The sequence below is a fragment of the Microbacterium sp. SD291 genome (assembly GCF_017355365.1).
Classification (GTDB): Bacteria; Actinomycetota; Actinomycetes; order Actinomycetales; family Microbacteriaceae; genus Microbacterium.
Window position 1 is genome coordinate 22,945 of the sequence record NZ_JADIJR010000031.1, and the last position, 13,233, is coordinate 36,177.

At 69.6% G+C, this 13,233-nt stretch carries 16 protein-coding genes; 11 read left to right on the plus strand and 5 right to left on the minus strand.

Annotated features, from left to right (window positions below):
* Positions 1-34: 34 nt before the first annotated feature.
* The 7 genes from IPV10_RS14140 (at position 35) to IPV10_RS14165 (ending at position 4,977) form a co-directional block, all read left to right on the plus strand.
* Positions 35-1,480, plus strand: coding sequence for an alpha-N-arabinofuranosidase (locus IPV10_RS14140; RefSeq protein ID WP_207484866.1), 1,446 nt, complete (start codon positions 35-37; stop codon positions 1,478-1,480).
* Between the two features lie 9 nt (positions 1,481-1,489).
* Complete coding sequence (locus tag IPV10_RS14145) at positions 1,490-2,509, plus strand: LacI family DNA-binding transcriptional regulator (protein WP_207484867.1); 1,020 nt, start codon at positions 1,490-1,492, stop codon at positions 2,507-2,509.
* A complete protein-coding gene (locus tag IPV10_RS14150) occupies positions 2,506-3,459 on the plus strand; it encodes a glycoside hydrolase family 43 protein (RefSeq protein ID WP_207484869.1) in 954 nt (317 codons plus the stop codon). Before IPV10_RS14145 ends, IPV10_RS14150 begins: the two co-directional genes overlap by 4 nt.
* 82 nt (positions 3,460-3,541) lie before the next feature.
* Positions 3,542-4,177 (plus strand): GyrI-like domain-containing protein, encoded by a 636-nt coding sequence (locus IPV10_RS14155; protein WP_207484871.1) that lies wholly within the window; start codon positions 3,542-3,544, stop codon positions 4,175-4,177.
* Positions 4,178-4,217: 40 nt separating this feature from the next.
* The gene (gene trxA / locus IPV10_RS14160; RefSeq protein ID WP_207484873.1) at positions 4,218-4,592 is read left to right on the plus strand and encodes a thioredoxin; all 375 of its coding nucleotides are present in this window, start codon (positions 4,218-4,220) and stop codon (positions 4,590-4,592) included.
* Positions 4,589-4,717 carry a hypothetical protein gene (locus IPV10_RS17220; RefSeq protein ID WP_278249352.1) on the plus strand — a complete coding sequence of 43 codons (129 nt, stop codon included), beginning with the start codon at positions 4,589-4,591 and terminating at the stop codon, positions 4,715-4,717. The genes trxA and IPV10_RS17220 overlap by 4 nt, the downstream gene beginning before the upstream one ends.
* A complete protein-coding gene (locus tag IPV10_RS14165; protein WP_207484875.1) occupies positions 4,714-4,977 on the plus strand; it encodes a metal-sensitive transcriptional regulator in 264 nt (87 codons plus the stop codon). Before IPV10_RS17220 ends, IPV10_RS14165 begins: the two co-directional genes overlap by 4 nt.
* A gap of 69 nt (positions 4,978-5,046) precedes the next feature.
* Here IPV10_RS14165 and IPV10_RS14170 read toward each other — a convergent pair whose 3' ends face one another.
* On the minus strand, positions 5,047-5,679 hold the full coding sequence (locus tag IPV10_RS14170) for an isochorismatase family protein (RefSeq protein WP_207484877.1): 633 nt from the start codon (positions 5,677-5,679) through the stop codon (positions 5,047-5,049).
* A gap of 117 nt (positions 5,680-5,796) precedes the next feature.
* Here IPV10_RS14170 and IPV10_RS14175 point away from each other — a divergent pair, with 117 nt between their 5' ends.
* Both IPV10_RS14175 and IPV10_RS17360 read left to right on the plus strand, forming a co-directional pair.
* Entirely contained in the window at positions 5,797-6,846 is a 1,050-nt protein-coding gene (locus IPV10_RS14175; protein WP_242685003.1) for a GlxA family transcriptional regulator, read from the plus strand.
* Positions 6,843-7,643 (plus strand): DUF1206 domain-containing protein, encoded by an 801-nt coding sequence (locus IPV10_RS17360; protein ID WP_207484879.1) that lies wholly within the window; start codon positions 6,843-6,845, stop codon positions 7,641-7,643. The genes IPV10_RS14175 and IPV10_RS17360 overlap by 4 nt, the downstream gene beginning before the upstream one ends.
* A gap of 9 nt (positions 7,644-7,652) precedes the next feature.
* Here IPV10_RS17360 and IPV10_RS14185 read toward each other — a convergent pair whose 3' ends face one another.
* Positions 7,653-8,300 carry a LysE family translocator gene (locus IPV10_RS14185; RefSeq protein WP_207484880.1) on the minus strand — a complete coding sequence of 216 codons (648 nt, stop codon included), beginning with the start codon at positions 8,298-8,300 and terminating at the stop codon, positions 7,653-7,655.
* A 55-nt stretch (positions 8,301-8,355) separates the two neighbouring features.
* Between IPV10_RS14185 and IPV10_RS14190 the strand changes: the two genes are divergently transcribed.
* Both IPV10_RS14190 and IPV10_RS14195 read left to right on the plus strand, forming a co-directional pair.
* A complete protein-coding gene (locus tag IPV10_RS14190; protein WP_207484882.1) occupies positions 8,356-8,730 on the plus strand; it encodes a metalloregulator ArsR/SmtB family transcription factor in 375 nt (124 codons plus the stop codon).
* Positions 8,727-9,740 (plus strand): cation diffusion facilitator family transporter, encoded by a 1,014-nt coding sequence (locus IPV10_RS14195; RefSeq protein ID WP_207484884.1) that lies wholly within the window; start codon positions 8,727-8,729, stop codon positions 9,738-9,740. The genes IPV10_RS14190 and IPV10_RS14195 overlap by 4 nt, the downstream gene beginning before the upstream one ends.
* Before the next feature lie 31 nt (positions 9,741-9,771).
* Here IPV10_RS14195 and IPV10_RS14200 read toward each other — a convergent pair whose 3' ends face one another.
* The 3 genes from IPV10_RS14200 to IPV10_RS14210 all read right to left on the minus strand — a co-directional run.
* Entirely contained in the window at positions 9,772-10,875 is a 1,104-nt protein-coding gene (locus tag IPV10_RS14200; RefSeq protein WP_207484886.1) for a hypothetical protein, read from the minus strand.
* Positions 10,872-11,957, minus strand: a complete 1,086-nt coding sequence (locus tag IPV10_RS14205; RefSeq protein WP_207484888.1) for a hypothetical protein — start codon at positions 11,955-11,957, stop codon at positions 10,872-10,874. The genes IPV10_RS14200 and IPV10_RS14205 overlap by 4 nt, the downstream gene beginning before the upstream one ends.
* Position 11,958: 1 nt before the next feature.
* Positions 11,959-13,233: hypothetical protein (locus IPV10_RS14210; protein ID WP_207484890.1), on the minus strand; the 1,275-nt coding region annotated here is incomplete at its 5' end.

Genomic DNA, 13,233 nt, shown 5'->3' on the forward strand with positions numbered 1-13,233 from the left:
CGATGGTCGCGACGGTTTCTGTAACGTTAAAAACATGATCACCGCCGTCGCTGGTTCCGCCGCACCCGTCATCGACCGCCGCATCTACGGGCAGTTCGCCGAGCACCTCGGGCGCGGCATCTACGAAGGCCTGTGGGTCGGCGAGTCCTCCGAGATCCCGCACCGCAACGGACTCCGCGTCGACGCGATCCAGGCCCTCCGCGACATCAAGGTGCCGGTCGTGCGGTGGCCGGGCGGATGCTTCGCCGACGAGTACCACTGGCTCCAGGGCATCGGCGCCGACCGCGGCGCGATGGTCAACACCCACTGGGGCGGCGTCGTCGACCCGAACGAGTTCGGCACGCACGAGTACTTCGAGCTCCTGAACCAGCTCGACGCCGAGGCCTACATCAACGGCAACGTCGGCAGCGGCACGGTCGCCGAGATGCAGGACTGGATCGAGTACATGACGCTCGACAGCCACACGCCGATGGCGGAGCTGCGCAAGAGCCACGGCCGCGACCAGCCGTGGAAGGTGCAGTTCTTCGGCGTCGGGAACGAGAGCTGGGGATGCGGCGGCAACATGATGCCCCTGCACTACGCGAACCTCTACCGGCAGTACCAGACCTACGTGCGCGACTACGGCGACAACCGCATCACGAAGGTCGCCTGCGGTGCGAACTCCGACGACTACGAGTGGACCGACGTGGTGATGGCGCGCGCGAGCGGTCACATGGACGCGCTGAGCCTGCACTACTACACCCTGCCGACGGGGAACTGGGACGTGAAGGGCGCCGCCCTCGACTTCGACGACGCCGCCTGGTACGAGACGATCCGGCGCACGCTGTTCATGGACACGCTGCTCGCCCGCCACGGCGAGGTCATGGACCGCTACGACCCCGCGAAGCGCGTCGGGCTCTACGTCGACGAATGGGGCACCTGGTACGACGTCGAGCAGGGCACGAACCCCGGATTCCTGTACCAGCAGAACACGATGAGGGACGCGGTGGTCGCGGCTCTCAACTTCCACGTGTTCCACCGTCACGCCGCCCGCGTGCGAATGACCAACATCGCGCAGATGGTCAACGTGCTGCAGGCGATGCTGCTCACCGACGGGCCCCGGCTGATCAAGACGCCGACCTACTTCGCGTTCGCGCTGTACACCGATCACCACGACGCGACGCTGGTGCCGACCAAGGGCGTGCTACCTCCGCACACCGATGTCACGGTCTCCCGCAAGGACGGCGCGGTCACCGTCAGCGCCGTCAACTACGCGCTCGACCGGCCGGCCCGCATCGAGATCGATCTGCCCGGCGCGATCGGCACGCTGCGGCGGAGCGAGATCCTCACCGGCGCCTCCACGAGCCACAACACGTTCGAGGTACCGACGGCACTCGGGCTCGCGGCGTTCGAGGATGTCGCGGTGACGGGGTCGCGCCTCGTGCTCGACCTGCCGCCGTGCAGCATCGTCACGGTCCGCGCCGACGTCGCGGGAGTCTGAGGCGCGTCGATGGTGACGATGCAGGACGTCGCGCGGCACGCGGGCGTCTCGGTGATGACGGTCTCGAACGTCATCAACGCGCGTCCGCATGTGCGCGACGCGACGCGCGACCGTGTGCTCACGGCGATCGACGACCTCGGCTACGCCGTGAACGCCGCCGCGCGCAGCCTGCGGCAGGGGCGCTCCGGCGTGATCGGGCTCGCGATCCCCGACATCGACCGGCCGTACTTCGGGCAGCTCGCGGAACTCATCGTCGCCAGGGCCGCGCAGGACGGCTACGAGGTGGTGATCGAGCACACCGGCGCCGATCGCGAGCGGGAGATCGGGGCGCTCCGGCACTCGCGGCTGCGCAGCTACGACGGCCTGCTGATCAGCGCGGTCAACCTGTCGGGTGCCGACGCCGCACTGTTCCGCGGGGAGCTGCCGGTGGTCGTGCTCGGTGAGCGCTCGTACGAGGAGCGCGTCGACCACGTGGTCATGGCGAACGCCGACGGCGCCGGGATGATCGCGAGGCATCTGATCGAGCAGGGCGCACGGAGTCTCGCCATGATCGGCGGCGTGCACGACCCGGCGGTGCCGGCCGGCGCCGGAACCCTGCGCGCCGCGGGCTTCGTCGAGGCGGCAGAGGCCGAGGGCGTGCAGGTCGACCGGCGGATGCTCGTCGACTGCGCGTACTCGTTCGAGGGGGGCCTGCGCTCGGTCGAGCATCTGCTCGGCACGGGGGTGCCGTTCGACGGCTTGTTCTGCGCGACCGACGTGCTCGCGATCGGGGCGATCCGCGGTCTGCACGAGCGCGGGATCTCCGTCCCCGGCGACATGCTGGTCGCCGGGTTCGACGACGTGCCGGTCGCGCGGTTCACGGTGCCGTCGGTGACCTCCGTCGCTCCGGATCACGCCGGGATGGTGGATGCCGCACTGGCGATGCTCGTCTCGAGGATCGCGGGCGAGCGCGGCGCCGACGACTACCGCGAGCATGTGAGCACGGCGCGCCTCCAGGTGCGCGAATCGACGAGGAGACCCCGATCATGACGCAGACGCTCGACGACTTCTGGGCGCACGACCCGTACATCCTGCCGTTCGCGGCGGAGTCGACGTACTACCTGTACACGGCGCTGCGCGGCGAACCGGTCGTCGTGGCGTACCGGAGCACCGACCTCGAGGCCTGGGACGAGGAGCCCGTGGTCGTGTTCCGCGTTCCCGAGGGGTCGTGGGCGGCGGCGACCGAGGCGCCGTGGGCGCCGGAGGTGCACGAGTACGAGGGGCGCTTCTACCTGTTCACGACGCTGCACGATTCGTCCCGCGAGCTCGAGGTGCCAGGCGGCGCGCGTTTCCGCGCCGTCACCGCCAGTGAGGATCACGTGCCGACCGCGCGCGGCACCGTGATCGCTGTGGCGGATCACCCGGCCGGCCCTTTCGAACTGCTCCGCACTGACGCCCCGGTGCCGCCCGCCGATTTCATGACGCTCGACGGAACCCTCTTCATCGACGAGGACGGCGCACCGTGGATGGTCTACGCCCACGAGTGGGTGCAGGTCTTCGACGGCACGATCGAGGCGGTTCCGCTCACGCCCGATCTCACGGCGGCCGCCGGCGATCCGATCCTGCTGTTCCGGGGCTCCGAGGCCGCCTTCCTCAAGGACCTGCCGCCCAGCGCGCAGACCAGGATGCCCTATGTGACCGACGGTCCGCAGCTGCGCCGCCTCTCCGGTGGCGAGCTGCTGATGCTGTGGGCGACGTATCGTCCGCGCGACGGCGGATCCGACTACGTCGAGACCATGGCGCTCTCGCGAAGCGGTCGGCTGCAGGGGCCGTGGGAGCACCTCGAGATCCTGGTCGACGGCAACGCCGGGCACGGGATGCTGTTCGACGCGTTCGACGGACGCACCATGCTCGTGCTGCATCGGGGCATGGGCACGCCGCGAGTGCGCGCCGAGTTGCACGAGGTCGTCGAGGTGGGGGATCGCCTGCGGCTGGCGTGAGCGTCTGAGCGTCTGAGCGTCTGAGCACCGGCCGTGTCGGCGCGCTGTGGCACACTGTGCGCACGGCACCCGGAGGAAGACCATGGCGGCGATCGATCTCAAGAAGACGCTCGATGCGTATCAGGCGAAGCGCGGCAGCATCCGCATCCTGGACGTGCCGCCGATGCAGTATCTGATGGTCGACGGGGCGGGCGACCCGAACACCTCGCCGGCGTTCGCGGACGCCGTCACCGCGCTGATGCCGATCGCGTACACGCTGAAGTTCGCGAGCCGGCAGGAGCTCGGCGTCGACACCGTCGTGATGCCGCTCGAGGGGCTCTGGCACGCGCCCGACATGGAGTCGTTCACCTCGCGCCGCGACAAGTCGAGCTGGCTGTGGACGCTCATGGTGATGGTCCCCGACCACGTCACGCACGGGATGTTCGCGGATGCGGTGGATGCCGTCGTCGAGAAGGACGTCGCGAAGAAGCGGCCTTCCTCGCCGAGCCTGTCATCCGTGCGCCTGGAGACCCTCGAGGAGGGAACCTGCGTGCAGACCCTGCACGTCGGACCGTTCGACGACGAGGGGCCTGTGCTCGACGACATCCACCACCGGTTCATCCCCGCGCACGGGCTGACGATGACCGGTCGCCACCACGAGATCTATCTCAGCGACCTGCGCAGAGCCGCGCCCGAGAAGCTGCGGACGATCCTCCGGCAGCCGGTGGCACCGGGCTGAGGCACAGCCAGCGTATACCCCCGGGGTATACGCTGGGGATATGGCGACGACAGAGATCACGAAAGAGAACCTCGACGAGACGATCAGCGCGGGCGGGATGGTGCTGCTGGACTTCTGGGCGGAATGGTGCGGACCGTGCCGCATGTTCGGGCCGATCTTCGAGCAGGCATCCGAGAAGCACGAGGACGTCGTGTTCGGCAAGATCGACACCGAGGCCGAGCGCGAACTCGCCGCGGGCTTCCGGATCACGTCGATCCCGACGCTGATGGCCTTCCGCGACGGCATCCTGGTCTTCTCGCAGCCCGGGGCGCTCCCGGCCGCCGGTCTCGAGCAGGTCGTCTCGGCCGTGCGGGGTCTCGACATGGACGAGGTGCGCGCGACGATCGCCGAGCAGGCGAAAGACGCGTCCGAGTGAGGATCGTGATCGTCGGCGGCGTCGCCGGCGGGATGACCACGCAGCGCGCCCTGCTCGGGCACCGCGCGGGGGAAGTTCTCGCGATGCCCGAGGATGAACGGGCGGCCGAGGGGCGGGCGACATGACTCCCGAGGCGGAGGCAGCGCAGCGCAAGATCGTCAACCGGCTGAAGCGGGCACGCGGTCAGCTCGACGCGGTGATCTCCGCAGCGGAGGGCGGCGCGCCCTGCGGCGAGGTGGTGACCCAGCTGGCCGCAGTGACGCACGCGCTCAACCGTGCGGGGTTCGTGGTGATCTCGACCGCGATGGAGGAGTGCCTCGGAGAACCCGAGTCCGGCGGACCGACGAAACAGGAACTCGAGAAGCTCTTCCTCTCGCTCGCCTAGGCTTCCGGCTCGCCGGATGCGATCAGCGCTGCTCGCCGTGCAGCGGAGCGCCCTCCTGGTCGCGCCCGCTCACGCGAACGCTGCGGCGCCGGCTGCGGCGGACTCGACCAGGTTGCTCTTCGCCAGTGCTTCGTCTGACGCGACGGCGCGCGACCATGCCTCGGTCGAAGCGACAGCCGCGAAGTTGGAGTGCAGCAGCGCGAGCAGCGTGGTGTGCACGGTCTCGGCGCTGACGGACCCTGCCTCGTTGGTGATGTCGATCGCGCCGGTCGCGTCGGAGAGGACCTCGACGGCGATTCCGCGGGACTCTGCCTCCACCGCGGTCGCGAGGACGCAGTTGTTCGTCATGTATCCGGCGAGTGTGATCGTGTCGAGGCCTTCCGCGCGCAGCCATTCCTCGATGTCCGTGCCGGGGAAGACGGAGCTGTAGCTCTTCGTGACCCGCTTCCAGGTGGACGAAGCGCGCCCTTCGAGCGAGGGGTGCAGGGCGAACCCTGGCGCGTTCGAGTTGAACACCGGCGCATCCTCGCCGGCCGAGTGCTGCACCATGACGATCGGGATCCCCGCGGCCTCGGCCGCGTCGATCGCAGCCGCGATGCGCTGCACGGACTCGTCGCGGGGTGGGTGCTGGATCGGGAGCAGGCCCGTGAAGTACTCCTGCTGCGGGTCGATCACGATCAGGGCGCGGCGGGGAGCGGTCATGTTTTCCTCCTGGGTCGGGTGGGCGAGCGGAACCTCGCTCTCACAGCCTCTCCCGGCTCCTGGAATGGCACAATTGGCACGAGTGCAAAGCAACGATGAGATCGGGCCAAGGTGCTGATGGGCGACATGCGGATCGCGGTCTACGCGTTCGACGGATCGACGATGTTCCACCTCGCGGTGCCGCAGATGGTGTTCGGCGAGGTCGCCAGGCAGGGCCTGGCCCGCTGGGAGACCGTGCTGTTCAACGAGAGCGGATCGGAGATCAGCACCGCGGAGGGCTACCGGATAGGCGGAGTGTCGGACCTCTCCGCGGCGGACGGGGCCGACCTCATCGTGATCCCGTCCTGGCACGACGATCGGCGGGTGCCGTCCGGCGCGCTCACGGGCATGCTCCGGTCGGCGCACGCACAGGGCTCTGCGGTGGCGGGCCTCTGCCTCGGCGCGTTCCCGGTCGCCGAGATCGGGCTGCTGCACGGGCGCTCGGCCGTGACGCACTGGCAGGCCCTCGACGAGTTCCACCGACGGCATCCGACGATCGCGCTCGACCGCACCGTGCTCTACATCGATCACGGCGATGTGCTCACGTCGGCGGGCACGGCGGCCGCGATCGACGCCTGTCTTCACATCGTCAGGACGCGGCTCGGTGCGGAGGCCGCGAACAGCGTGGCCCGCAGTCTCGTCGTCGCCCCGCATCGCAGCGGCGGTCAGGCGCAGTACATCGAGCGCCCGGTGCCGCAGCCCGGCGGAACCGTCCCGATCGCCGAGGCGCTGGACTGGGCGGTCGAGCACCTGGACGAGCGGCTCGGCGTGGACGAGCTCGCGCGTGCCGCGCACATGAGCCGGCGCAGCTTCATCCGCGCCTTCAAGGAGTCCACGGGGACGACCCCGGCGACCTGGGTCCGGGAACGGCGGGTCGAGGAGGCGCGACGCCTGCTGGAGATGACGGAGCTCCCCGTGGACGCCGTCTCGGCACGGTGCGGCTTCGCGAGCCCGATCACGATGAGGCAGAACTTCGCGGCGGCGTATGCGACCACACCCTCCGAGTACCGGCGTCGTTTCCGCGTGCCGCGCGTCGTCCCGCCGATTTCAGAGTCGCCCTCAGGCACCGGCACGCCGGAATCAACCCCCTCTTATCCGCGTCATGTCGCGGATATCCTTGCGACGTGACCACCGCCAAAGGCGCCGCTCGCGCGGCGAGGAGCTCGACCGTCTTCCGCAGGACCGCGCGCGCCGGCTATGTGGTCCTGGGGCTCGTGCACATCCTCATCGGCGCCATCGCGGTCTCGATCGCGGCGGGCGCGTCCGGCGATGCGGATCAGGACGGCGCGATGGAGCAGCTCCGCCGGACGCCCATCGGCGGCATCCTTCTCGCGGGCGTCGCGGTCGGCCTGTTCGCGCTCGCCGTGTGGCAGGTCGGCGCTGCGATGGTGAAATCCGGTCCTGACGAGACCAGGAAATGGGGTCTGCGCGTCAAGCTGCTCGGCAGCGCGATCGCCTACGTCGCGATCGGCGCGATGGCAATGATCTACGCGGTGGGAGGCCGGGCGGATTCCGAGAAGACGACGCAGGACGCGAGTGCCGGTCTGATCGCGACCCCGGGCGGTGCGATCGTGCTCGTACTGATCGGACTCGGTGTGGCCGGCGTCGGGATCGGCTTCGTGGTCGGCGGCATCACCCGCAGCTTCGAGAAGACCATGTCGCTGCCGGACGGGCCGGCGCGGCAGGGCATCGTCGTCTTCGGGGTCATCGGCTACCTCGCGAAGGGCCTCGCGGTGGCAGCCACGGGGGCGCTGGTCGTCATCGCCGGGTTCACGCGGGATCCGGAGAAGGCGGCGGGGCTCGACGGCGCGCTGCACAGCCTCGTCCTCCTGCCGCAGGGGCGCGTCATCCTGTGGGTGGTGGGTGCGGGGCTCGCCGTCTACGGGATCTTCTGCTTCGTGCGCGCTCGCCTCGCGCGGATGTGACGGGAGCGTTCAGGCGGTCGCCGGCTTCTCGCTCCAGATCAGCAGGAACGCGCCGAGCGCGATCATCAGGCCGCCGCCGGTCGCGCCCATCACCTCGAGCCTGCGCGGGGAGCGGCCGAACCACTCGCGGGCGGCGCTCGCGAGCAGCACCCAGAGCGCATCGCAGGCCACGCCGATGATCACCACGATCGCGCCGAGGATGAACAATTGCATCGGCACGGCACCTGCCCGCAGGTCGACGAACTGCGGCAGGATCGCGAGGAAGAAGGCGATCGACTTGGGGTTGGTGATGCCGACGACGAATCCCTCGGAGAACAGCCGGAACCCCGAACGACGCTGTTGCGCCCCGGCTATCGCGCGCGCCGCATCCTTCCGATGCCTGATCGCCTGGATGCCGAGGAAGACGAGATAGCCGGCACCGAGCACCTTGACGATCGTGAACAGCACGACCGAGTGCGCGATCACCGTGCCGACGCCGAGGGCGACTCCCACTACGAGCAGGATCGAACCGACGGCGGTGCCGAGGATGCTGAGGAATCCGCCGAGCTTCCCGAGCGCCATCGCCCGGCCGATCGTGAACAGCACCGTGGGGCCGGGGATCACGACCATGATGAACGCGGCGACGATGAACGTCGTGAGGGTCTCGACGCTGAACATGGTGCGAGCTTAGGGCAGCTGTTCTCTCGGGTCGTGTCCGTGCCATAATCTGCGTATGAACGCAGATACGCAAACTTGCGGCAGGTCTCCGGACAGCGAGTACGTCGAACTCGCTGTCGAGGTGTTCTCGATGCTCGCCGACGCCACCAGGATCCGCATCATCCTGGCGCTGCGCGACCACGGCGAGCTGTCGGTGAACCGCCTCGCCGAGATCGTCGGCAAGCCCGCCCCGTCGGTGTCGCAGCATCTCGCCAAGCTCCGGCTCGCCCGCATCGTCGCCACCACGCGAGAGGGGACGAAGGTCTTCTACCGGCTCGAGAACGAGCACGCCAGGCAGCTGGTCGCCGATGCGATCTTCCAGGCCGAGCACTCGCTCGGCGGCACGCCGCGGCACCACCACCCCGAGTTCTCGGGGGAGGCGACCGCATGACCGAGGCACCGCATGCGCACGCCCATGCTCATCCCCACGACCACAGTCACGACCACAGTCACGACCACCACGCCGGGGGCTTCCGCGGATTCCTCCGCGAGGTGTTCGTCCCGCACACCCACGACGCCGCCGACTCGGTCGACGACGCACTCGAAGCGAGCGCGCAGGGCGTTAGGGCGCTGAAGATCAGCCTGCTCGTGCTGCTCCTCACGACCGTGCTGCAGCTGGCGATCGTCTTCGTGAGCAACTCAGTCGCACTCCTGGCCGACACCGTGCACAACTTCTCGGACGCGCTCACCGCGGTGCCGCTGTGGATCGCGTTCATCCTCGGCCGGCGCGCGGCGTCGCGCCGGCATCCGTACGGGTACGGCCGGGCGGAGGATCTCGCCGGGCTGTTCATCGTGCTCGTGGTGGCGGCATCCGCCCTGATCGCCGCGTGGCAGGCGATCGACAGGCTCCTGCATCCGCAGCCGGTGCACAACCTCGGCTGGCTGATGGCGGCCGGTGTCGTCGGGTTCCTCGGCAATGAGGCGGTTGCGATCTACCGCATCCGGGTCGGACGGAGGATCGGCTCGGCCGCGCTGGTCGCTGACGGGGTGCACGCTCGCACCGACGGCTTCACCTCCCTCGCAGTGGTGCTCGGCGCGATCGGCGTCGCGCTCGGGTTCCCGCTCGCCGACCCGATCGTCGGCCTGGTGATCGCCGCCGCGATCCTGGTGCTGCTGTGGGGAACCGTGCGCAGTGTCGGCGGCCGCCTGATGGATGCGATCGAGCCCGACCTGCTCGACCGCGCGGAGCACGCGCTCGAGCACACGCCGGGGATCGTGGCAGTGGAGGAGGTGCGGCTGCGCTGGAGCGGGCACCGGCTCATCGGCGACGCGACGGTGCGCCTGAGCGGCGAGCCTTCCCTCCGGGAGGCGGAGCGCCTCGCGGAGCACGCGGAGGCGGAAGTGCGCCGGGAGCTGCCCAAGGTCGATGCGTTCGCGATCAGGACGAGATCGCCCATCTGACCTCGGGCGCCCACCGGCATCCGATCTGCGTTCAGAATCCCGTCACGATGCCGAACATGCAGTTCTCGAAATGGTCGCGAGTGAGATCGAGAGGGTACATGCTGCCCCAGGAGTAGACGGTGAACCTGATCCTGCCGCCGCTCTCGTCGAGTCCTCCCGCGTACACGACCCAGTGGTCGGGCCACGGCGGCACGATGCCGGATGGTGCGGAGAACATGTCGGAGTGCAGCATGATGAATGCGCTGCCCCCGGATGCCCACACCTGATGCGCGTAGCGGATGGCGTCGAACTCGCCCCAGACGAAGGTGGTGCTGTTGCTCACCTCGCCCTTGAGCAGCAGCTCCCCGGTCCAGCCCTCCATCTCCCAGGGGGTCGTCATCCCCTCGACCTGGCTGATGAACCCCGTCGAAGACGCCGACACGCCGAAGATCGCATTCTCCTCGTTGCGCATCGTCGCGATGAGCATCCAGTCGGCCGGGCTCATGTTCTGACCGGCATGCGTGTTGCGCAGGCCCTCCGGCGCGTCCACGCGATGCGTGCGCGACCAGAACCCTCCGGTCTCGTACAGCTGGCGGCAGAGGTCGACGTAGCGACGCGGCATCGTGCGGGCGAGCTCGAACACGATCGATGTCGGTCCGCAGAAGTTCGAGTTCACCTGGTTGATGCTGACCGGGTTCCGGCGCCGGTTGCGCAGGTCGCTGATGATGTCGGCCTTCGACAGCTGCGGCCAGACTCCCGGGACGGTCGACGCCTCGAACTGGTCGATCGCGAACGTGGCGAGGTCGTTCTGGGTGATGTCCGGCCTGTCGGTCACCGAGTAGGTGAGCGTGTAGTCGGCGTCGTCCTCGCGGAACGTCGCGGTCGCGTGCTGCACATCGGCGACGCCGATGCTGACGACGCCCAGGGCGTCGTCGTCGTCGCCGGGCAGGTCGCCGTCCTCGTCGAACAGGCGGAGCGTGCACGAGGACGCGAACAGCAGCGAGGCGTTCAGCGCCCAGTTCTCGTCGTTGTTGAGGTCGTGCCGGTACGCGAAATGGAGCTCTCCGTCGTTGAAGACCTCGAGCCGACATTCGTCGGACCCGACCCAGTCCTCGGTCTTCGTGCAGTGGAGGTTCTCCAGGGTGATCTGCTTCATTGTCGGACTCCTTCTCGTTCTTGTCGGTTGGTCGCGGGGCCGTTCGGTCCCGACGTTCGTGCGGCCGGCTTCCGGGTCTCCGGAGGCGCCAGGCCGATGTGGTGCTCGAGATCATCGGCGCCGATGGCCGCGACCTCGGAGAGTGCGGTGTGCGCGGGCCGGCGCATCGGCCGCGGCTCGGCGAGCGGCCGCGACACGCTCTCGTACAGTGCGCGCGACGGCCACTGCTCGGCATCCGCTCGCGCGAGCATCTCGCGGCGCACGCGGTGGTCGAGACGGAAGCGGTGGTGGGCGAACGTGAAGCCCGCGACCGCGACGACCGCGCCGCCGAGCACGGATGCGCTCACGACGTGGTTCCGCCCGCGGAGGCGGCCCGCACCGCCGGTCATCGCAGCGCTCATCCGATCGGCGAAGTCGCCGAGGTCCGCGCGCCCGAGGCAGGCTGCGAGGACATCGTCGTCCAGCTCCGGCGGGCGGACGTAGACCTCGACGCCGTCCGATCCGTCGAGCGGCAGGCCGAGGAAGCGGATCGGGCCGAGACCGGACAGTACCCGGCGTGCGCCGGGCGCGAGCCGGTCGACGAGACGCCAGGCGTCGCCGGCGGACCCCGTCTCGACGTACACCTTGTGTCGGGTGCGCGTCTGCTCGTGCCTGCTCCCGAGCCACGCGCCGAACCGCAGCGGCAGGCCCCGCTGGTGCTCCTCGATCGCTCGTCGAGACTCCGCCGGAGGGCCTGCGGCGCCGAACGCGGCGGACAGCTCCAGCACGGCGCCGAACGCCGTCCGGCGGTCTCCCTCCGGTGCGACGACGTCGACCACCGTGCGCAGCTCGGCGCGCGCCGAGGTCACGGCGACCTCGACGGGGTAGCGGCTCGGCGTCAGGCAGCTGGCCGACCACGCCAGGTCGCCGATCCGCGATGTGCGGATGGCGGCGAGAGTCGTCTCCAGCTCATGTCTGGCGAGGTCCGCCTGCGCGGGGTGCGACGTCGCCGCGCGATCGAGAAGGTCGGCGAGCGGCCGCTCTCCCGTCGTCGTGAGCCTCGTGGCCGAGGCTCCCGTGGTCGCCGCGATCGTCGCACCCATGTCAGGCCCCGGTGATCGTGCCGTCGGACGCGACCGTGAGGAACTCGGCCTCGCCCACGAAGGACGCCCCGCGGACGACGGTCCCGTCGGCGCCGAGCAGTGTCACCTGGGTCGTCGTCTCACGCTCCGTCGGGTCCACGATCCCGATGTCCGCCCTGGTTGTCGCCAGTCCGTCGCCGGCCAGCTCGATGCGGCGATCCACACGATGCGATCCGTCGTCGTAGCGGATGTCGACGATGACGGTGGCGAACTGTCCGGCCGGGATGGTGAAGTCCAGGCGCCGGCCGATGTGGTCGGCGAAGGGAGTCGTCACCGCGAAGGCCGTCGCCCGTGACTCGACAGGATCGCGGACGATCGTGCCGCCGCCCACCAGGTGGTAGGTCGTCTGCACGGTGTAGTCCACCTCCTCGCGGCCTGCGGTGCGCACGCGCCACGACTGCGGAGTGCTGTCCGGCCTCATCTCGATCGTGCGGGTCGTCGACCAGCCCGTGGACGAGGTGTGCGCGAGGGTGACCTCGACCGACTCGACCTCGAGCGGGTCGAGCCGCTCCGAGCGCACATCGACGTCGATGAAGCCGACGTGCTGCGTCGGGTCCAGCTGCAGCGTCCGATCCACGATGCGCCCCGGCTCGACGACGACCTCGTTGCGCTCGGCGGCCCAGCCGCTCTGCGGATCGAAGTGATACTCGATCCGCGGCCGGTAACTGAGGTCGTAGTCGTCGCCGATCGGCACGATCCAGTGCTGCGGTTCGGTGTGAGTGGCGTCGAAGACGAGGTCGGCGTGCCGGTGCTGCTGGGGGTGGGCGGCGTCACCGTAGTCCAGCCCGACCGCGACCGACTGCAGCCCGATCGGCTCGAACGCAGACGACATCGACACCTCGATGTCCAGCGAGCGGAAGAACGGGTCGTCCAGGTCGATCTCGAGGAAGTGCCCAGGGCCGGTCAGGTCCTCCATCAGCAGGCCGATGAGCGACTGAGGCGCATAGTTCCTGGTCACGGCCTGCTCGCGGTGGTATTCGAACACCAGCGTCTTGCGCTCCTCCTGCTTGATGGCCTTCATCGCGAAGGTCAGCAGGGCTCCGGATCCGGGAGCCGACGGGGCGGCCGGTGTGCTCGCGGCGGGAGTGCCCGCGGCGGGAGTGCCGGCGGCCGGTGTGCCCCCTGCTGGTGGCGGCCCGCCGGGGGGTGTACCGCCGGCCGGTGGCGGAGACGGCGGACGTCCGCCGCCCGGTGCGGGGGCGGGAGCGCCGCCGCCCGGAGCCGGTGCTGGCGCTGG